This window comes from Pseudomonas sp. GW458-11-26-14-LB4 (assembly GCF_059423925.1).
Genome location: NZ_JBWKYU010000023.1, coordinates 84,853 through 102,894 on the forward strand (window position 1 = coordinate 84,853; position 18,042 = coordinate 102,894).

Sequence of the window (18,042 nt, forward strand, 5' to 3'; positions counted from 1 at the left end):
CTAGAGAATCGGTGAAATCAGCCGGGCGATCCGCATGCCGACCTGTTGCAGGCGGTGGATCTCCCGGCTTTCTTCTTTGGCGACTTCATAGGCTTGGGCGAAGTCATCGTTGAGCATCTGTTCCACACTGGCGGCGAACTCGCTGTCGACGGTCAGCAGCATCACTTCGAAATTCAGCCGGAACGAACGGTTGTCCAGATTGGCGCTGCCGATCGCGCTGATTTCGCTGTCGATCAACACCACCTTCTGATGCAGGAAGCCCGGTTCGTAGCGGAATACCCGCACGCCGGCACGCACCGCTTCGAACGCGTACAGGCTGGAAGCGGCGTAGACGATGCGGTGGTCGGGACGCGAAGGCAGCAGCAGGCGCACATCGACCCCGCGCAGCACCGCGAGGCGTAATGCTGCGAACACGGCTTCGTCGGGAATGAAGTAGGGGCTGGTGATCCACACGCGCTCGGTGGCCGCGTGGATGGCTTCGACGAAGAACAGCGAGCAGGTTTCGTAGGCATCCGCCGGGCCACTGGCGAGCAATTGGCAAAGCACGCCGTCCTCCGGGTACGCGTCCGGCAGGATCAGCGGCGGCAATGAACGCGCGGCCCAGAACCAGTCTTCGGCAAATGACTCCTGCATGCACGCCACCACCGGGCCGCGCACCTGAACGTGAGTGTCGCGCCACGGTGCCAGTGGTGGTTTTTCACCCATGTATTCGTCGCCGACGTTGTGGCCGCCGACAAACCCGATCAGCCCGTCTACCACCACGATCTTGCGGTGGTTGCGGAAATTCACCTGGAACCGATTGAGCCAGCCGCTGCGGGTGGCGAATGCTTTTACCTCGACACCGCCGTCGCGCAGCGCCTGCACATAACTGTGGGGCAGGGCGTGGCTGCCGATGCGGTCGTAGAGCAAATGAATCACCACGCCTTCGGCCGCTTTCTTCAGCAGCAGGTCACGCAGGCGTTGACCGAGACGATCGTCGTGAATGATGAAAAACTGGATCAGCACCGCTTCCCGTGCCTGGTCGATTGCGTGGAAAATCGCCTCGAAGGTGGCCGCGCCGTTGATCAGCAATCGCACTTCATTGTTCGCCAGGCACGGCATGCGTCCCAGCTTCGGCATCGCGCGCAACGAGTCATAGGCATTCGAGGCGCGGGCGGTCAGGGCTTCTTCCACCCACGGGCGCCAGTTGAGTTCGGAAATCGCCTGGCGCATCTGTTCGTTGGCCTGGCGGCGGGCCTTGATGTAGCCATCGAAGGTGCTGCGGCCGAACACCAGATACGGGATGAGGGTGAGATAGGGAATGAAGATCAACGACAGCGCCCAGGCGATCGAGCCTTGGGCGGTGCGTACGGTCAATACGGCATGGATCGCGGCGATCGAGCCGAGGGTGTGTATCAGGGCGATCAGATAACCGAAAATGTGCGGTCCGAAATAATCCATGGGGCAACCTTGCTCCTGAAGATTCAATGCTTAACAGACCATGTTCCATGGCGATTGTCGCTATTTGTTTTCAAGCCGCCAGCGCCCGCCATGAACCGAAACAGGCGGCCGGCGTCTAACGGCCACTACTGATCAGGAGTTTTTCAATGAACGTTCGTCTGCTGGGTTTGGCGCTGGGCCTGGGTTTGGCCTTGCCGGTGGTTGCTCAGGCGCAAATGCTGCAGCCGGGGTTATGGGAAATGACGTCGAGCAATGTGAAGGTCGACGATCAGGTGATGGATGTGCAATCGATCCTCGGTCAGATTCAAGGCCAGATCACCCCGCAACAGCGGGCGGAACTGGAGAAGCAGGGGATCAACATCGGTGGCAAGGGCATCCGCGCCTGCCTGACGCCGCAGCAGGTGGCGACCAACGATATTCCGCTGGCGGACCCGCAGTCGGGCTGCAAACAGCAGATCACCGAGCGTGTCGGCAACCAGTGGAAATTCCGCTTCAGTTGCCCGAAAGCCCAGGGCACTGGCGTCGCGACGTTCCTCAGTGACCGTGAGTTCACCACCGTCGCCAATGGCACCTTCAATGCCATCGGGATCAACCAGAAGGGCAGTCTGGAAACCCGGGCAGTCTGGCTGGGTCAGGATTGCGGCACGGTCAAACCGCGAGCGTAACGTCACCATCGAAACCGCCTCCACATCGAGTGGAGGCGGTTTTTTCAGCGCATGAACCGCAGCGGCAATCCCTGGCAGTTGTCATGGATCCGATGGTCATGCCACGCGATCTGCCCAGACACCATCGTCGTGCTGACCCGATGCCGAAAGCTGCGCTGAGCGAAGGGCGTCCAGCCGCATTGCGACAGAACCGGCTGACGTGACACCGCGACACCCTTGGGCTCCGGTTGAATCAACACCAGATCCGCCCAATACCCCTCACGCAAGTAACCGCGATCCGGAATGGCAAACAGATCCGCCACCCGGTGACTGGTCTTCGCCACCAGCGTGGTGATCGGCAGCACGCCATCCGCCACCAGTTCCAGTAACGCCGGCAGTGCGTGCTGCACCAGTGGCAGCCCGGACGGTGCCTGTTCATACGCTTGCTGTTTTTCCGCCCAGGTGTGCGGCGCGTGATCGCTGCCGATAACGTCCAGTCGATTGCTCAGCAGCGCCTGGCGCAGGGCGTCACGATCGCTCTGGGACTTGATCGCCGGGTTGCATTTGATCAGGTTGCCGAGGTTCGGATAGTCACGGTCATCGAACAGTAAATGGTGCAGGCAGACTTCGGCGGTGATGCGTTTTTGCGTCAGCGGTTTATCTTCGAACAGGGCCAGCTCGCGCGCCGTGGTCAGGTGCAGGACGTGCAGACGAGTGCCGTGACGTCTGGCCAGATCCACCGCCAGCGACGATGAGCGAAAGCAGGTGTCGGCATTGCGGATCTGCGCATGGGCGTCGGGTGGCAGTTGGTTGCCGAAGCGTTCGCGAAGGTTTGCGGCATTCGTTTCGATGCTCGGCGTGTGTTCACAGTGGGCCAGCAGAATCGTCGGCACTTCAGCGAACAGGCGCTCGAGGGTGTGAGGGTCGTCCACCAGCATGTTGCCGGTGGACGCGCCCATGAACACTTTTACACCGGCCACTTCGCTCGGATTGAGCGCCGCGACAATGTCCAGATTGTCGTGACTGACACCAAAGTGAAAACCGTAGTTGGCCACCGAATTGATCGCTGCCCGGCGCTTTTTGTCGGCCAGCGCGTCAAGGGTCAGGGTGGCAGGGTTGGTGTTCGGCATGTCCATGAAACTGGTGATGCCCCCGGCCACGGCTGCACGGGATTCGGTGTGGATACTGCCCTTGGCCGGCGCACCCGGCTCACGGAAATGCACCTGGTCGTCAATCATTCCCGGCAGCAGCCATTGGCCGGTGGCGTCGATTTCACGGGTCGCGTTTTCACCTTCGATGCTGCCGGCGATCTTGACGATGCGCCCGTTGCTGACCAACAGATCGGCGTCGAACTCACGCCCCTCGTTCACCAGCCGCGCATTGCGAATCAGCACACTGCTCATGGTTCAGAACTCGTTCTGCAGGGCTTTGTAGCCGCGCACCAGGTCGACGTTGGTACGCGCCACGTCTTCGGAAAACTCCGAAGCGCTGACGCTCACCGGCGGGAATTGCGAGAGGTCGGTGCCCGGGCCGATGCGTGTCGTGGAGGGCACGTAGAACGCGTCCGGCAGATCTCGGCCGTCGACCACCGAGTTGTGCCGCACCACACAACCGTTGCCCACGACGCAATTGAACAGCACGCTGTTGAAACCGATGAACACCCGGTCGCCGACCGTGCACGGGCCATGCACGATCGAGCGGTGGGCGATGGAGCTGAATTCGCCGATGGTCACCGCCGCGCCGGATTTGGAGTGGATCACCACGCCGTCCTGGATGTTCGAATTGGCGCCGATGGTGATCGGTTCCATCTCGCCCGTGGCGTCCACTTCATCAGCGCGGATCACCGCGTACGGGCCGACGAACACGTTTTCGCCGATCACCACTTTGCCGCAGATGATCGCGGTTTTATCGACGTAGGCAGACTCGGCAATCTGCGGCAAATCACCGGAAGGATTTTTACGGATCATGGTTGGCTCAGGGCTTGGTAAAGAGTGTTGAGGTTGTATTCGAACAGCCCGGTGAAGGTGCTGGCCGGGCCACTGGCGGCGAGGGCGTCGGAGTACAGCGTGCCGCCGATGTGTGCGCCGCTTTCGTCGGCAATCTGTTTCAGCAGGCGCGCGTCCTTGATGTTTTCCATGAACACCGCTTTGACCTTGGCCTGGCGAATCTGGGTGATCAGCGCGGCGACTTCGGCAGCGGAAGGTTCGCGCTCGGTGGACAGACCTTGTGGCGCCATGAAGTCGATGCCGTAGGCCTGACCGAGATAACCGAAGGCATCGTGACTGGTGACGATCTTGCGGTTGCCCGGCGGCAGTGAACCGAGCTTGGCTTTCGCTTGGGCGAGGAGGGCGTAGATCTGTTTCAGGTAGGCCTGGCTGTTGCGCTCGTAGTCGGCTTTGTTTGCAGGATCAGCGGCGATCAGCGCCTTGGTGATATTGGCGACGTACAGCTCGGCGTTCGCCAGGTTGTGCCAGGCGTGTGGGTCGGGGACGGTTTCGCCGTCCTCATCCAGCGAGCGCGGAATCACGCCGCGACTGGCGCTGATCACGGTGGCCCTGGTATCGGTGCTGGCGACCAGCCGATCCAGCCAGGGCTCGAAACCCAGCCCGTTCTTTACGATCAGTTTCGCCTTGAGCAGGGCCTTGGCGTCATCCGGCGTCGGTTCGTAAGTGTGGGCATCGGCGTCAGGGCCGACCATGTTGGTGATCTGGATATGCTCGCCGCCGACCTGATGCACCATGTCGGCAAGGATGCTGAAGCTGGTGACCACCGGCAGTTTTTCCGCCGCCGATAACGACATCGACAGCATCAGGCTGAACAGCACGAGTAGAGCGCGCATCGGGAAACACCTCATTGGGATGTGAGCAAAGGCGGGCGGCGCAACAGACCGTGAACCGGTCCGAACACCACGGACAACAGGTAACTGCCACCGGCGACCAGCACGATGGCCGGGCCGCTGGGCAGCGAGTAGTAGAACGACAGCAACAGGCCGAGCCATACCGATGCGCAACCGATGAGCGCGGCGATGGCGATCAGGATTGGCAGGCGTCGGCTCCAGAAGCGTGAAGCGGCGGCGGGCAGCATCATCAGTCCGACCACCATCAAGGCGCCGATGGCCTGGAAACCGATCACCAGATTGAGCACCACCAGCGTCAGGAACACGCCATGGGCGACGGGGCCGAGTCGGCTGACTGTGCGCAGGAAGAACGGATCGAGGGTGTCGAGCAGCAACGGTTTATAGATCAGCGCCATGGCCATCAGGCTGAGCGCCGATACCCACAACATGCCGTTGAGGGTCGGGCCGTCAACCGCCAGTGCGGAGCCGAATAGCAGGTGGAGCAAATCGAGTCGCTTGCCCGCGATTCCCAGAATCAGCACGCCGCTGGCCAGCGAGATGGGATAGATGGCTGCGAGGCTGGCGTCTTCGCGCAGGCCGGTGCGTCGGGTGATCCACGCGGCGAGTCCGGCCATGCTCAGACCGGCACCGAGTCCACCGAGGGTCAGCGCCGGCAGACTCAACCCGGCGAACCAGAACCCCAACGCGGCGCCGGGGAGGATGCCGTGGGCAACGGCGTCACCAATCAGGCTCATTCGGCGCAGGATCAGAAACACGCCCAGTGGTGCCGTGCTGCACGCCAGGACCAGACCGCCGAGCAGGGCCCGGCGCATGAAAACGAACTCGTGGAACGGTTGCCATAAATGGCTCAGCGTGAGCATCAGGCCACCTGCGTGTGAGGTGTTTGCTGGATAAGGTCGACGCTGCTGCCGAATGCGCAGCCGCTCGGTTTGATCAGCAAGGTCTGTGGAATGTGTTGGCGCACGGCGGCAAGGTCATGGCAAACCACGACCAGGGTTCTTCCTTGTTCGTGCCAGGCGTGCAGGTGTTGCCACAACAGTGTCTGTCCCATTTCGTCGAGCGCGGCATGGGGTTCGTCGAGCAGCAGCAACGGTGTGTCGGCCAGACTCAATCGGGCGAGCAGGGCGCGTTGCAGTTCCCCGCCGGAGAGGGCCATCAGGGGGCGATGTTCCAGTCCGCTCAGGTGCCAGTCTTCCAGTGCGGATTCGAGACGTTGGGCTCTCAGTTGCGAGGACAGTCGACGTCCCCAGAAACCGGCGGCCACCAACTCTTGAAGACTGATCGGGAACTGTCGATCCAGATGCTGTTGCTGAGGCAGGAAGGACAAACCGCTTTGGCGTGGAACACCCAACTCGACCTTGCCGGCCAGCGGTCGCTGTAGACCGGCGATGACTTTAAGCAGGCTGCTTTTGCCGCTGCCGTTGACGCCGATGATTGCCGTCAGGCTGCCGCTTTCCAACCTCAGGTTGAGCGGTGCAGTGAGCGGTTGGCCGGGTATTCCCCAGCTCAGGTTGTGGCAGCGAATCATGGCTGCTCCCGGCGCCAATGACTCTCGGCGACGGCGTCGTGAGCATGAAGGCTTTCGGCGTGGATGACTCGTACGTGGAATTCGCTGACACCGGGTGAGCGGCGCAGTGCCAGGTTCAGGCGTCGGGCGGCGTCTTCGCAGAACATCAGGTTCTGGCCATTGGCGAGGGCGAAGGCTTGTTCGTCGGCGCGTTTCACAGCGGTTTGCACGGCGGTGCCGAGGGCTGCTTCGGCGTCGTTGATGATGGATGTCAGCGGTAGTTCGTCGACGAATTCATCCAGGTGCAAATGTAGCTGGGCGGTACTGCGCTGGCTGTGAGGTGTAGCCACGATGCCTTGTGTTGAACTCAACCACGCCAACACGTCGGCGTGTTGCAGTGGTTTGTTGGCAAAGTCGTCGACGAATTGTTGCTGGATCAACTGCCTCGCCAATGCCGCAGAACACGGGCAGGTTGAGGAATACGCGACGTCGATTTTCAGTTCCACGTGGAACACTTTGTTTTTTAGCTGGGCTGAAACAGTGACGGGATAGGTTTTCCATCCCGCCAGAGGACTGACCAACGCGGGCCTTCTCAAGAGTAAATCGGCGTGGATATTGAGATAGGCGGCATCAGACAGATCTTCGTGGCTGTCGAGAAAGCGCTGCAGAACTCGGTGTAGTAGAGCGGGAGAAAGATTCTGCTGCTCCAGCGTTTCCAGCCCCAGATAAAGCCGCGACATGTGAATGCCGCGTGCGTCTCCATTATCCAGGCTGACGCCTGCATCCGCTCTGGCAGCCAGACGTTGGCCTTCGATAAATACAGGTAAGGCGATGCCGCACATCCCCACCCATTCGAGAGGCAGGGCCTGGCGGGCGGCTTGAGCCGCAACATCCGGCAAAGTCAGCGCGTTCATGAGCAGTTCCATCATGGTGATTGAATTTAATGTTACATTATAACAATTCAAACCACGATGCCTTTTTCATGAACAGGCTTTCATATGCACAGACGCCACTTGCTCAACCTGATGCTGGCCAGCGCGGCCTTTGTTTTGCCTTTTTCGGCGTCCGCCACGCAGATACGCAATGCGCGGCTTTGGCGTTCGGATGACAAGCTTCGGCTGGTGTTCGATCTGAGTGGTCCTGTGAGCTACAAGACCTTCACCTTGAGTGCGCCGGAGCGGTTGATCATCGATTTGAGCGGCGCCAGCCTGAGTGGGGATTTCAGCCAGTTAGCGTTATCCGGCACCCCTATTCATTCGATCCGCTCCGGCCATTTTGGCCAAGGGAACACCCGGATCGTGCTGGATCTAAGCAGCCCGGTTCAGCTCAACTCATTTTTGTTGGCGCCTCAAGATGGGCAAGGACATCGCCTGGTTTTGGACTTGATGAGCGCATCATCGGGGCTGCCTCCGAGCGTTCCACGTGAAACACCCCAGGAAAAATCCCACCCCAAGCGCGACATCATGGTGGTGGTCGACCCTGGTCATGGCGGAAAAGATCCGGGTGCAATCGGCGCCAAAGGCGAGCGGGAAAAAGATGTGGTTTTGTCTATTGCACAACTACTCGCACGTCGGCTTAAACGAGAGAAAGGATTTGATGTGAAGCTGGTTCGTAACGACGATTTCTTCGTCCCGTTGCGCAAGCGTGTGGAGATTGCGCGTCAGCACAAGGCCGATATGTTCATCTCGGTGCACGCCGATGCTGCACCGCGTCTGACGGCTTCTGGGGCGTCGGTGTATTGCCTGTCCGAGGGCGGCGCTACATCCGCCACAGCGCGGTTCATGGCGCAGCGTGAGAACGGTGTGGGTCTGCTCGGCGCGACCAGCCTGCTCAATCTCAAGGACAAGGATCCGATGCTCGCTGGCGTGATCCTCGACATGTCGATGAACGCAACCATTGCTGCCAGTTTGCAACTCGGAAGCACAGTGCTGGGCAGCCTGGCCGGCATCACCACGCTGCACCAAAAGCGCGTGGAACAGGCTGGATTTGCCGTTCTGAAATCGCCGGATGTGCCGTCAATCCTGGTGGAAACCGGTTTCATTTCCAACGCACGGGACAGTCAGCGCCTAGTGACGGCGCGTCATCAGCAAGCCGTGGCAGACGGTTTGTTTGAGGGCTTGCAGCGCTACTTCCAGAAGAATCCGCCTGTCGACAGCTACATGGCCTGGCAACAAGAGCAGAAAGGATCGCCGGTTTAGCAGCCAGTGATCCGGCTGCAGGTGAACTTCGCACTGCTGCCGCCTGAGCTGGAGAACCGATTGATCGTCATCCAGCCCACTCGCCGGTTGTAGCCAACCCAGGCTTCCCCATCGGAAGCGATGCCGGTGAAGAACGTCAGTTGCCCGTAGCGGCTGTTGGTTTGTGCCCAATAGCGGTTGCCCGCTTTCTCGAATCCGCGCAGGTAAATCGTGCTGCCGACCGTGTTGACGCTATAGGCGTTGCCGTTGCCATCGATGCACGCCAGAAGGTTCGCGCTGCGCGTGCAATTGGCGAGCCCCGGCACTTGTGCTTCGGCAGTCAGCGTCAGCAATGCCAGGCAGATAAACGAGTATTTCAACGCGGTTTTCATGACGTAACTCGGCGGCGATCTGATTACAGCTTCGGGCCCTTTGTCACTTTGGGCAAGAAGAGAGTGGATTGATTTTGTTGTTATACTATAACATTAATCGGACAAGGCTTTCCGTGGCTTCCATTTCAAGCGTCCGCTTCCCTGGTGATCTCATCGAAGCCCAAGAACGCAGGTCCCCGAGAGCCTCCAGCGCTGTTTAGCGACCGTCTGATGAGGTTTATCCAATGTCTTCCCGACTTCCCGTGACCGTTTTGTCCGGCTTTCTCGGCGCCGGAAAAAGTACACTTTTGAATTACGTACTACGTAACAGAGACGATCTGCGCGTGGCCGTTATCGTTAACGATATGAGCGAGATCAACATCGATGGCGGCGAAGTCCAGCGTGATGTCAGCCTGAATCGTGCAGAAGAGAAGCTCGTCGAGATGAGCAATGGCTGTATCTGCTGTACGTTACGCGAAGACCTGCTTGAAGAGGTCAGCCAGCTGGCTCGTGAAGGCCGTTTCGATTACTTGTTGATCGAATCCACGGGAATCTCCGAGCCGTTACCCGTGGCCGAGACATTCACCTTTCGTGATGAGGAGGGGCAAAGCCTCGCCGACATCGCTCGGCTCGATACCATGGTCACTGTAGTCGACGGTATGAATTTCCTGCCGGACTACCAGGCCGCTGAAAATCTCGCCTCTCGTGGTGAATTCCTCGGTGAAGAAGATGAGCGCTCGATCACCGATCTGCTGATCGAACAGATCGAGTTCGCCGACGTCCTGTTGATCAGCAAGATCGACTTGATCAGCAGCCGCGAGCGGGAGGAGTTGATGGCCATTCTCAGACGCCTCAATGCTCAGGCTGAGATCATCCCGATGGTCATGGGTGAAGTACCGCTGGCGAAGATTCTCAGTACCGGTCGCTTCGACTTCGAAAAGGCCGCCCAGGCCCCGGGCTGGCTACAGGAACTGCGTGGCGAACATGTGCCAGAAACCGAGGAGTACGGCATCGCATCGACGGCTTATCGGGCGCGCCGGCCCTTTCATCCACAGCGTTTCTTCGACTTCATCGATCGTCCTTGGGTAAACGGCAAATTGCTGCGCTCCAAAGGCTTTTTCTGGCTGGCCAGCAAACCCACCGACGCCGGTAGCTGGTCCCAGGCAGGTGGCCTGATGCGCCACGGTTTCGCCGGGCGCTGGTGGCGCTTCGTGCCAAAGGAACAGTGGCCGCAGGATCAGGAAAGTACCGCCGCGATCATGGAAAACTGGATCGCCAGCGTAGGCGATTGTCGCCAGGAGCTGGTGTTTATCGGGCAGAACATCGATTTCGCACAGCTGTCGTCGGAACTCGATAATTGCCTGCTGACCGATGACGAAATGGCGCTCGGTACTCAAGGCTGGCTACAACTGCGAGATCCGTTTGGCTCCTGGCACGATGAGGTCGCCTGATGCTTGCCCTGAAACCGCTGCCAGGCAGCACACGTCATCAGTCATTCGGCCAGACCCCGCAGGCGCTGGCGAGCATTCTTGACGACGAGACCAACCTTGCGGTCTGGCAACGACAGCTTCCGCTGCACATTGCCGAATTCGCGGACTTATTGTTGTCTCTGAACGAGCCTTACGCCGAGGCGCTGTGCCTGGAATTGCCGGACGAAGACGCAGAACCGGATCTCACGGGGCTGGCCAGCGGCTTTCGCGATCTGGAAGGCTACGAAGGATTTATCGCCGACCTGAAATGGCTGGTCAGTGCCTTCGCCTGCTTGCTGGGCGCGCGGCGGATCGGCTTGCGCCTGCGGGTATTGGACAAGGCCATGTGTCCGCGTTTTCACGTCGATCATGTGCCGGTGCGGTTGATCACGACATACGCAGGTGTCGGCAGTGAATGGTTAAGGGAAGGGCAGATGGATCGTCGGCAACTGGGACAGCCGCAAGCCGAGCCGCAGGAAGCGTCACGGATTCAGCAATTGAATCGCGGCGAAGTGGCATTGCTCAAGGGCGAAAAATGGCACGGCAACGAAGGTTTCGGCCTGATTCATCGCTCGCCGCAACCGGCGCCGGGAGAGCGGCGGCTGATGCTGACCCTCGACTGGCTCGGATAGCGCCTCAGGGCTTGAGCCATTTCCCCTGGCTTTGGGCCTCGCAATAGGGCTGCAAATACGCCGCATCGGTGGCCACGCCGTAATAGTGGATATCCTGGCGATAAGGCATATTGGCGACTTGCGCGTTGCTGCACACGCCGAATGCGCCGGCGGGGCACTGGTCGACGTATTGAACCTCGACTTTCTGCCCGGCCAGGGTCGGCTGACAGAAGCCGTCGTTGAACAGTTTTTCCGGGATGTTGCGGTTCTGCTGGCAGACTTTCACGTCAAGCCGCTCCGCCTGGCTGCGCACCACGCAGGCCTGTGCCAGCGCCTCGCCCGACATCAGCGCCAGCAGCAACGACCATCCCGTCCACCGCATCTTCGACCTCCAGAAAACCTTGATCATGTTGCAGAACATTCCCACCCACGTCATCGCCGGCCCCTTGGGCGCGGGCAAGACCAGCCTGATCCGCCAGCTCATGGCCCAGCGACCGGCGGGTGAGCGCTGGGCGGTGCTGATCAACGAGTTCGGCCAGATCGGGCTCGACGCTGCGCTGCTGACCCGCGACGCCGATGGTATCGCACTGGGCGAAGTGGCCGGGGGCTGTTTGTGTTGCGTGAATGGTGCGCCGTTCCAGATTGGTCTGGGGCGTTTGTTGCGCAAGGCACAGCCGGACCGGTTGTTCATTGAGCCCTCGGGGCTCGGGCATCCGGCGCAGTTGCTGAAGCAGCTGAGCGAGGCGCCGTGGCAAGGCGTTCTCGCCGTACAACCTTGCGTGCTGGTGCTGGACGCCCAGGCCCTCGTCGCGGGCAAACCGCTGCCGGACGCGCAGCAGGAAACCTTGTCCAGCGCAGGCCTGCTGCTGTTGAACAAGGCAGAAAACCTCGACGAGCCTACGCGTGAGCGAATCATCCGACAGTTGCCGCCTGTCCGGCTGATCTGGACGCAGCAGGCGACGTTGCCGCTCAGCGAGTTGCCGGGTTTGGCGGTGCAGGCGCAAGCAGGTGTGGATAAGTTGATCGTGCCCCAAGGGCTGGCGCAGATGCCGGCCATCTGGAGCGATCCGGCGTTGCCGATCTGCCTGAGTCAGGCCCAGGAGGGTGGCTGGAGCATCGGTTGGCGCTGGCATCCGAGCCAGGTGTTCGATGTGTCGGGAATAACTCAATGGCTGAAAAGCCTGAACTGGCGCCGGGCCAAACTGGTGATTCACAGCCCGGACGGCTGGCAGTCAGCCAATGCCCTGGACAATGCCGAGCCCAGCTGGCTGCCCAGTGAATGGTGCAAGGATTCCCGGATCGAGCTGATTTTCGATGAACCGCAGTCGGTCGGTGAACTACAGGCCGGACTGGCCCGGTGTCGGCTTCAGGCGAGCTGATTCAAGGCTTCCACTTGGTGTGTTCCTGACGCCACTGGCTCAGCTCGATCACTTCACCACGCGGCTTGGTCACTTCCACTACGGGCGGCGTGTCATCAAATGGCGCCGGGTAGGGCGCCAGTTCAATCTGCGCGCTGTGCGCACCGAACTGGGTGATGGTGCCGTTGTGCCGGGTTTCGCCAGTCACGGTAAATTCGAAATTGTAGACCCGGGCCAGACGTCGCCGACCACTGGCGTCCTTGATCAGACCGATCTTCTTCAGCGCCACGTTACCGTCGAGCAACTCGACGCCGACATTCACGCAATGCTGTTTGACCCGCTCCAGCGCCCGCTCGCGCAAGCCGTGGTTGTGCCAGAGCCACGCACCGGCGACGGCGAACAGCATCAGCACGAAAATGTTTTCCAGGGTGAGCATCAACACGAAACTCCAAATGATGGCGTCAGCTTAACTGCGTCGCCGGTCTGTCGTACAGGCTGCGTTTCGTCGCATACTGCGCGGCTTGAATTTCAATCGTTTTACGGAAAAACCCGAATGAAACGTACGCCTCATCTGCTCGCCATCCAGTCCCATGTGGTGTTCGGCCACGCCGGCAACAGCGCTGCGGTTTTTCCGATGCAGCGGGTCGGGGTAAATGTCTGGCCGCTCAATACGGTGCAGTTCTCCAACCACACCCAGTACGGCCAGTGGGCCGGCGAAGTGCTGGCGCCGCAGCGGATCCCCGAACTGGTCGAAGGCATCGCCGCGATCGGTGAGCTGGGCAATTGCGACGCGGTGCTGTCCGGCTATCTCGGCAGTGCGGCGCAGGGGCGGGCGATTCTCAGTGGCATCGAGCGGATCAAGGCAGCCAACCCGAAAGCCCTTTATCTGTGCGACCCGGTGATGGGGCATCCGGAAAAGGGCTGCAGCGTTCCTGCTGAAGTCAGTGATTTTCTGTTGGACGAAGCCGCTGCCGTTGCGGATTTCATGTGCCCGAACCAGTTGGAGCTGGACAGCTTCTCCGGACGCAAGCCGCAGTCGCTGTTCGATTGCCTGGCGATGGCGCGGGCGCTGCTGGCTCGTGGGCCGAAAGCGGTGCTGGTCAAACATCTGGATTATCCGGGCAAACCGGCGGATGGCTTTGAAATGTTGCTGGTGACCGCCGAGGGCAGCTGGCATCTGCGGCGTCCGCTGCTGGCGTTTCCGCGTCAGCCGGTGGGAGTGGGCGATCTGACGTCCGGACTGTTTCTGGCGCGCGTGCTGCTCGGGGATAGCCTGGTGGCGGCGTTTGAATTCACCGCAGCAGCGGTGCATGAAGTGCTGCTGGAAACCCAGGCCTGCGCCAGTTACGAACTGCAACTGGTGCGGGCGCAAGACCGGATTGCGCATCCGCGGGTGAAGTTCGAAGCCACGCCGATCAGCCTCTGATACCGCGTCGGCTTCAATCGCGAGCAGGCTCGCTCCCACGGATAAAACATCACCTGTGGGAGCGAGCGTGCTCGCGATAGCGGTCGTCAGATCGCTAAAATCTCAGGCGTCGCCCTTGATTTCCTGATAGCGCTTTTCCAGCTCCTGACGGATCTGCCGGCGTTGTTGCGCCTGCATGTAGCGGCGCTTGTCTTCGCTGTTCTGCGGTTGCAGCGGCGGTACGGCGGCGGGTTTGCGCTGATCGTCTACCGCGACCATGGTGAAGAAGCAGCTGTTGGTGTGGCGTACCGAGCGCTCGCGGATGTTCTCGGTCACCACTTTGATGCCGACTTCCATCGAGGTGTTGCCGGTGTAGTTCACCGACGCCAGGAAGGTCACCAGTTCGCCGACATGGATCGGCTCGCGGAAAATCACCTGATCCACCGACAGGGTCACCACGTAGCGGCCGGCATAACGGCTGGCGCAGGCGTAGGCCACTTCGTCGAGGTATTTGAGCAGGGTGCCGCCATGGACATTGCCAGAGAAGTTGGCCATGTCGGGGGTCATCAGTACCGTCATCGACAGCTGGGCGTTTCCGGGTTCCATAACGTTCTCACGGGTCAAGGCAGGGTTGCTGGAAGAAACACCTCTGCGGGTGCCTGGTCGCTTTTCAAAAGCACCGTTATCGGGACGCCAGGCAACTGGCCGCCGTCACGCCCGAATCGATCTGTTTCCATATATTGCACCGCCTTTCAGCCGGAAGTCGCGGTGTTACCCTGCAAAAGCGCCTTCCCAAGGGCGATTCCTACACCCAAAGCGGATTTTTACTCAGCTCGCCCAGACATTTCCCATGCCTGCGTGAGCCTCGTCATTCAAGGAGCCCACACCATGCATGCCATCAGCTTTATTCAGGATCTGGCGGTGATCATGTTGGTCGCAGGTGTGGTGACCGTGCTGTTCCACCGCTTCAAGCAGCCGGTAGTACTCGGCTACATCGTCGCCGGTTTCATCATCGGCCCGCACACACCGCCATTCGGCCTGATCCACGACGAAGAAACCATCAAGACCCTCGCCGAGCTGGGGGTGATTTTCCTGATGTTCTGCCTGGGCCTGGAGTTCAGCCTGCGCAAGCTGTTCAAGGTCGGCGCCACGGCCTTCATCGCGGCGTTCCTCGAAATTGTCCTGATGATCTGGATCGGCTACGAAATCGGCCGTTGGTTCGAGTGGAACACCATGGATTCGCTGTTCCTCGGCGCGATCCTGGCGATTTCCTCGACCACCATCATCGTCAAGGCGCTCAACGATCTGAAGATGAAAAATGAGCGCTTCGCGCAGCTGATCTTCGGCGTGCTGATCGTCGAGGACATTCTCGGCATCGGCATCATCGCCTTGCTGTCGAGCATCGCGGTCAGCGGCACGGTGAGCTCCGGCGAAGTGTTTTCCACGGTCGGCAAGCTCTCGCTGTTCATGATCGTCGCGCTGGTAATCGGCATTCTGCTGGTGCCGCGACTGTTGGCCTACGTGGCGAAATTCGAAAGCAACGAGATGCTGCTGATCACCGTGCTCGGGCTGTGCTTCGGCTTCTGCCTGCTGGTGGTCAAACTCGAGTACAGCATGGTGCTCGGGGCGTTCCTGATCGGCGCGATCATGGCCGAGTCGCGGCAACTGCTGAAAATCGAGCGCCTGATCGAGCCGGTTCGCGACCTGTTCAGTGCGATCTTCTTCGTCGCCATCGGCCTGATGCTCGATCCGATGATCCTTCTGCAGTACGCGTGGCCGATTGCGGTGATCACTGTGGCCGTGGTGCTGGGCAAGATGCTGTCCTGCGGCCTCGGGGCGTTTATCGCGGGGAATGACGGACGCACATCACTGCGGGTCGGGATGGGGCTTTCGCAGATTGGCGAATTTTCTTTCATCATCGCGGCGCTGGGGATGACCCTGCAGGTCACCAGCAACTTCCTGTATCCGGTGGCCGTGGCGGTTTCGGTGATTACCACGTTGCTGACGCCGTACCTGATCCGGGCTGCCGATCCGCTGTCGATCAAGCTGTCCGCCGCGATGCCGCAGCGCCTCGGTCGAGTGTTCGGAATGTACGGCGAATGGCTGCGCAGCATTCAGCCGCAGGGTGAGGGCGCGATGCTGGCGTCGATGATCCGGCGGATCCTGCTGCAGGTCGGGGTCAATCTGGCGCTGGTGATCGCGATTTTCTTTGCTGGCGCTTTCTTTGCCGGACGCCTCTCGATCTGGATGCAGGACTGGATCAGCGATCCTAGCTGGCAGAAGGCGTTGATCTGGGGCGGGGCGTTGCTGGTGTCGTTGCCGTTCCTGATCGCGGCCTATCGCAAGCTCAAGGCGCTGTCGATGCTGCTGGCGGAGATGGGCGTGAAGCCGGAAATGGCCGGGCGTCACACGCAGCGAGTGCGCCGGGTGATCGCCGAAGTGATCCCGATCATCTCGCTGCTGGTGATTTTCCTGCTGTTGGCAGCCTTGTCGGCCAGTATCTTGCCGACCAACAAGTTGCTGGTGCTGATCGCCGTGGTCGCGGCCGCCGTGGCGGCGCTGCTCTGGCGCTGGTTCATCCGGGTGCACACGCGGATGCAGGTGGCCTTGCTGGAAACCCTCGACAACCACAAGGAGCCGTCGGGGCACTGACCACCCATGGGGAGGGGCGTTTCAGCTTTCCAGCCAGACGTCCCGAGCCCAGTGCCAGACCGATTCCCAGGACTCTTCGGTGATCAGTTCTTCTTCGCCCGACCACAGCACCACGGTGCCGTCTTCTTCGACGCAGTAGTAGTCATCACCGTCCTGGCAGATCGGAATCAGGTCGCGCGGCACGCCGGCATCCCAGGCGTTGGCGGCAACGTCCGGCAGGTAGGTGTGGGATTGCGGGTCGGTGACGGTCACCGGCTCCAGGCTGCCGTAAACCACGTCGCTGACGGTCAGCAGAAACTCTTTGAAGACGAACGGGATGTTGATGAAGAGCTCTTCTTCGATTTCCACCAACTGGTCTTCGTCGGGCAACTCCAGGGGAACCGGTACGGGTTCGTTGGCTTCGCGCAGTTGTTCGATGATTTCTTCCACGTCCGGGATCCTCTTGCTTGAATGGCGCGGTTTATATGGGGCGGTTTATACAGTAGCTCGCTATAGATGCAACCGCGAAATAGAAAACCCCGGCCGAGGCCGGGGTTTTCATTACTGCGGGTAAAACGTCGGAGGTGATCAGCCGTTCTGGCGGATACCGGCGACCAGCCAAGGCTGGTTGTCGCCCTGTGGACGTTCCATGTTCCAGCTTTCGCTGAACACTTCGCCCTGCTGGTCGAAACGCGAAGTCTTCGACACGCCGCTGAAGGTCAGCGTGGCAATGGTCTTGTCCGCACGGTCATCCACGCCATCCAGTTGCACCTGGAGATTGTCGATGTAGGTGGACTGGAACGCATCACCCAGTTCCGCACGCTCGCGCTTGAGGAACTCGAACATTTGCGGAGTCACGAACTCGGCGATCTTGTCCATTTCGTTGGCGTCCCAGTGCTGCTGCAGCGCCTGGAAGTGGCTGCGGGCGGCTTCAAGGAAGCGCTGTTCGTTGAACCAGGCCGGCGCGTTGATCACCGGACGGGCGGCAGCAGGCGCGGCCGAACCACCGAAGATCGAACCCATGGCTGCTGGTTTCTGTTCAAACACTTCACGCTGCATCGGCGCGCCGGCCGGAGCGAACTGCTCCTGCTGCTTGCGACGACGGGCGGCGATGAAGCGGAAGATCACGAACGCGATCACGGCCATGATCAGGATGTCGAAGAACTGCATGCCTTCGAAGCCACCGCCCATGAACATGGAAGCGAGCAGGCCACCGGCCGCGATGCCGGCCAGAGGGCCGAGCCATTTCGAAGCACCGCCGGCCTTGGCCGCAGCGCCCGCGGCACCGGCAGCACCAGCGGTCGCCGCAGCGCCGCCCATGCCTGGGGAAGAAGGAGCCATCTGGCTGGTCTGGTGCGTCGGCGCAGCGCCGGCGCTTTTGCCACCACCAAAGCGCTTGGCGTTGGCGTCGAGGCTCATCGTCAGGCCGATGCACAACGCCATGGCGATGCTAAGAAAACGTTTCATAAAGGGAATTCCCGTTTGTGGAGACACGCGCGCCATGTTGCACAGCTGAAGTGTTACTGGCTAGCGAGAGAGTGTTTCGGGCTTTTGCCTGACAGGTTACGTTCA

Annotated in this window: 20 protein-coding genes; 7 read left to right on the plus strand and 13 right to left on the minus strand. The window is 60.5% G+C overall.

The genetic code is table 11. The features are described from left to right. Positions 1-1,440 carry a cardiolipin synthase gene (gene cls, locus AC07XZ_RS25050; RefSeq protein ID WP_011336657.1) on the minus strand — a complete coding sequence of 480 codons (1,440 nt, stop codon included), beginning with the start codon at positions 1,438-1,440 and terminating at the stop codon, positions 1-3. Positions 1,441-1,586: 146 nt separating this feature from the next. Between cls and AC07XZ_RS25055 the strand changes: the two genes are divergently transcribed. Further along, on the plus strand, positions 1,587-2,105 hold the full coding sequence (locus AC07XZ_RS25055; protein ID WP_007954220.1) for a DUF3617 domain-containing protein: 519 nt from the start codon (positions 1,587-1,589) through the stop codon (positions 2,103-2,105). A 44-nt stretch (positions 2,106-2,149) separates the two neighbouring features. On the opposite strand, the gene AC07XZ_RS25060 is transcribed toward AC07XZ_RS25055, so the two are convergent. The 6 genes from AC07XZ_RS25060 to folE2 are packed head-to-tail and all read right to left on the minus strand — an operon-like array spanning position 2,150 to position 7,362. Further along, complete coding sequence (locus AC07XZ_RS25060) at positions 2,150-3,487, minus strand: dihydroorotase (protein WP_102687932.1); 1,338 nt, start codon at positions 3,485-3,487, stop codon at positions 2,150-2,152. 3 nt (positions 3,488-3,490) lie between these two features. Next, complete coding sequence (locus tag AC07XZ_RS25065; protein ID WP_011336655.1) at positions 3,491-4,051, minus strand: gamma carbonic anhydrase family protein; 561 nt, start codon at positions 4,049-4,051, stop codon at positions 3,491-3,493. Then, positions 4,048-4,923 carry a metal ABC transporter substrate-binding protein gene (locus tag AC07XZ_RS25070; RefSeq protein WP_102687933.1) on the minus strand — a complete coding sequence of 292 codons (876 nt, stop codon included), beginning with the start codon at positions 4,921-4,923 and terminating at the stop codon, positions 4,048-4,050. Before AC07XZ_RS25070 ends, AC07XZ_RS25065 begins: the two co-directional genes overlap by 4 nt. An 11-nt stretch (positions 4,924-4,934) precedes the next feature. Further along, complete coding sequence (locus tag AC07XZ_RS25075) at positions 4,935-5,801, minus strand: metal ABC transporter permease (protein WP_102687934.1); 867 nt, start codon at positions 5,799-5,801, stop codon at positions 4,935-4,937. Continuing rightward, positions 5,801-6,469, minus strand: coding sequence for a metal ABC transporter ATP-binding protein (locus AC07XZ_RS25080; protein WP_102687935.1), 669 nt, complete (start codon positions 6,467-6,469; stop codon positions 5,801-5,803). The genes AC07XZ_RS25075 and AC07XZ_RS25080 overlap by 1 nt, the downstream gene beginning before the upstream one ends. After that, positions 6,466-7,362, minus strand: a complete 897-nt coding sequence (gene folE2 / locus AC07XZ_RS25085; RefSeq protein WP_102687936.1) for a GTP cyclohydrolase FolE2 — start codon at positions 7,360-7,362, stop codon at positions 6,466-6,468. The genes AC07XZ_RS25080 and folE2 overlap by 4 nt, the downstream gene beginning before the upstream one ends. Positions 7,363-7,446: 84 nt before the next feature. On the opposite strand from folE2, the gene AC07XZ_RS25090 reads away from it, so the two are divergent. Further along, positions 7,447-8,646 carry an N-acetylmuramoyl-L-alanine amidase gene (locus AC07XZ_RS25090; RefSeq protein ID WP_102687937.1) on the plus strand — a complete coding sequence of 400 codons (1,200 nt, stop codon included), beginning with the start codon at positions 7,447-7,449 and terminating at the stop codon, positions 8,644-8,646. Here AC07XZ_RS25090 and AC07XZ_RS25095 read toward each other — a convergent pair. Beyond that, entirely contained in the window at positions 8,643-9,017 is a 375-nt protein-coding gene (locus AC07XZ_RS25095; RefSeq protein ID WP_102687938.1) for a glutamine synthetase, read from the minus strand. The two genes, AC07XZ_RS25090 and AC07XZ_RS25095, sit on opposite strands and share 4 nt — an antisense overlap. A gap of 224 nt (positions 9,018-9,241) precedes the next feature. Here AC07XZ_RS25095 and zigA point away from each other — a divergent pair, with 224 nt between their 5' ends. Further along, positions 9,242-10,447: a zinc metallochaperone GTPase ZigA gene (gene zigA, locus AC07XZ_RS25100; protein WP_102687939.1), complete on the plus strand. Its 1,206-nt coding sequence runs from the start codon at positions 9,242-9,244 to the stop codon at positions 10,445-10,447. Continuing rightward, a complete protein-coding gene (locus AC07XZ_RS25105; protein WP_102687940.1) occupies positions 10,447-11,097 on the plus strand; it encodes a DUF1826 domain-containing protein in 651 nt (216 codons plus the stop codon). Before zigA ends, AC07XZ_RS25105 begins: the two co-directional genes overlap by 1 nt. A gap of 4 nt (positions 11,098-11,101) precedes the next feature. Here AC07XZ_RS25105 and AC07XZ_RS25110 read toward each other — a convergent pair whose 3' ends face one another. Next, complete coding sequence (locus tag AC07XZ_RS25110) at positions 11,102-11,458, minus strand: NADH:ubiquinone oxidoreductase (RefSeq protein ID WP_102687941.1); 357 nt, start codon at positions 11,456-11,458, stop codon at positions 11,102-11,104. 25 nt (positions 11,459-11,483) lie between these two features. Here AC07XZ_RS25110 and AC07XZ_RS25115 point away from each other — a divergent pair, with 25 nt between their 5' ends. Further along, a complete protein-coding gene (locus AC07XZ_RS25115) occupies positions 11,484-12,455 on the plus strand; it encodes a CobW family GTP-binding protein (protein WP_102687942.1) in 972 nt (323 codons plus the stop codon). Between the two features lies 1 nt (position 12,456). On the opposite strand, the gene AC07XZ_RS25120 is transcribed toward AC07XZ_RS25115, so the two are convergent. After that, on the minus strand, positions 12,457-12,870 hold the full coding sequence (locus AC07XZ_RS25120; protein WP_007954242.1) for a DUF3301 domain-containing protein: 414 nt from the start codon (positions 12,868-12,870) through the stop codon (positions 12,457-12,459). Between the two features lie 117 nt (positions 12,871-12,987). On the opposite strand from AC07XZ_RS25120, the gene pdxY reads away from it, so the two are divergent. Beyond that, positions 12,988-13,860, plus strand: a complete 873-nt coding sequence (gene pdxY, locus AC07XZ_RS25125; RefSeq protein ID WP_085653923.1) for a pyridoxal kinase PdxY — start codon at positions 12,988-12,990, stop codon at positions 13,858-13,860. Between the two features lie 102 nt (positions 13,861-13,962). Here pdxY and AC07XZ_RS25130 read toward each other — a convergent pair whose 3' ends face one another. Then, positions 13,963-14,445, minus strand: coding sequence for an acyl-CoA thioesterase (locus AC07XZ_RS25130; RefSeq protein ID WP_003229693.1), 483 nt, complete (start codon positions 14,443-14,445; stop codon positions 13,963-13,965). Between the two features lie 282 nt (positions 14,446-14,727). Between AC07XZ_RS25130 and AC07XZ_RS25135 the strand changes: the two genes are divergently transcribed. Next, on the plus strand, positions 14,728-16,491 hold the full coding sequence (locus tag AC07XZ_RS25135) for a cation:proton antiporter (protein WP_102687943.1): 1,764 nt from the start codon (positions 14,728-14,730) through the stop codon (positions 16,489-16,491). Positions 16,492-16,512: 21 nt separating this feature from the next. On the opposite strand, the gene AC07XZ_RS25140 is transcribed toward AC07XZ_RS25135, so the two are convergent. Beyond that, positions 16,513-16,920 carry an SMI1/KNR4 family protein gene (locus AC07XZ_RS25140; protein WP_007954245.1) on the minus strand — a complete coding sequence of 136 codons (408 nt, stop codon included), beginning with the start codon at positions 16,918-16,920 and terminating at the stop codon, positions 16,513-16,515. Positions 16,921-17,058: 138 nt separating this feature from the next. Continuing rightward, the gene (locus AC07XZ_RS25145) at positions 17,059-17,937 is read right to left on the minus strand and encodes a Tim44 domain-containing protein (RefSeq protein WP_085653924.1); all 879 of its coding nucleotides are present in this window, start codon (positions 17,935-17,937) and stop codon (positions 17,059-17,061) included. Positions 17,938-18,042: the final 105 nt, after the last annotated feature.

Coding starts and splice junctions, on each gene's coding strand:
- cls (WP_011336657.1), bottom strand. CDS start 1,440: ATGGATTATTTCGGACCGCACATTTTCGGTTATCTGATCGCCCTGATA.
- AC07XZ_RS25055 (WP_007954220.1), top strand. CDS start 1,587: ATGAACGTTCGTCTGCTGGGTTTGGCGCTGGGCCTGGGTTTGGCCTTG.
- AC07XZ_RS25060 (WP_102687932.1), bottom strand. CDS start 3,487: ATGAGCAGTGTGCTGATTCGCAATGCGCGGCTGGTGAACGAGGGGCGT.
- AC07XZ_RS25065 (WP_011336655.1), bottom strand. CDS start 4,051: ATGATCCGTAAAAATCCTTCCGGTGATTTGCCGCAGATTGCCGAGTCT.
- AC07XZ_RS25070 (WP_102687933.1), bottom strand. CDS start 4,923: ATGCGCGCTCTACTCGTGCTGTTCAGCCTGATGCTGTCGATGTCGTTA.
- AC07XZ_RS25075 (WP_102687934.1), bottom strand. CDS start 5,801: ATGCTCACGCTGAGCCATTTATGGCAACCGTTCCACGAGTTCGTTTTC.
- AC07XZ_RS25080 (WP_102687935.1), bottom strand. CDS start 6,469: ATGATTCGCTGCCACAACCTGAGCTGGGGAATACCCGGCCAACCGCTC.
- folE2 (WP_102687936.1), bottom strand. CDS start 7,362: ATGAACGCGCTGACTTTGCCGGATGTTGCGGCTCAAGCCGCCCGCCAG.
- AC07XZ_RS25090 (WP_102687937.1), top strand. CDS start 7,447: ATGCACAGACGCCACTTGCTCAACCTGATGCTGGCCAGCGCGGCCTTT.
- AC07XZ_RS25095 (WP_102687938.1), bottom strand. CDS start 9,017: ATGAAAACCGCGTTGAAATACTCGTTTATCTGCCTGGCATTGCTGACG.
- zigA (WP_102687939.1), top strand. CDS start 9,242: ATGTCTTCCCGACTTCCCGTGACCGTTTTGTCCGGCTTTCTCGGCGCC.
- AC07XZ_RS25105 (WP_102687940.1), top strand. CDS start 10,447: ATGCTTGCCCTGAAACCGCTGCCAGGCAGCACACGTCATCAGTCATTC.
- AC07XZ_RS25110 (WP_102687941.1), bottom strand. CDS start 11,458: ATGCGGTGGACGGGATGGTCGTTGCTGCTGGCGCTGATGTCGGGCGAG.
- AC07XZ_RS25115 (WP_102687942.1), top strand. CDS start 11,484: ATGTTGCAGAACATTCCCACCCACGTCATCGCCGGCCCCTTGGGCGCG.
- AC07XZ_RS25120 (WP_007954242.1), bottom strand. CDS start 12,870: ATGCTCACCCTGGAAAACATTTTCGTGCTGATGCTGTTCGCCGTCGCC.
- pdxY (WP_085653923.1), top strand. CDS start 12,988: ATGAAACGTACGCCTCATCTGCTCGCCATCCAGTCCCATGTGGTGTTC.
- AC07XZ_RS25130 (WP_003229693.1), bottom strand. CDS start 14,445: ATGGAACCCGGAAACGCCCAGCTGTCGATGACGGTACTGATGACCCCC.
- AC07XZ_RS25135 (WP_102687943.1), top strand. CDS start 14,728: ATGCATGCCATCAGCTTTATTCAGGATCTGGCGGTGATCATGTTGGTC.
- AC07XZ_RS25145 (WP_085653924.1), bottom strand. CDS start 17,937: ATGAAACGTTTTCTTAGCATCGCCATGGCGTTGTGCATCGGCCTGACG.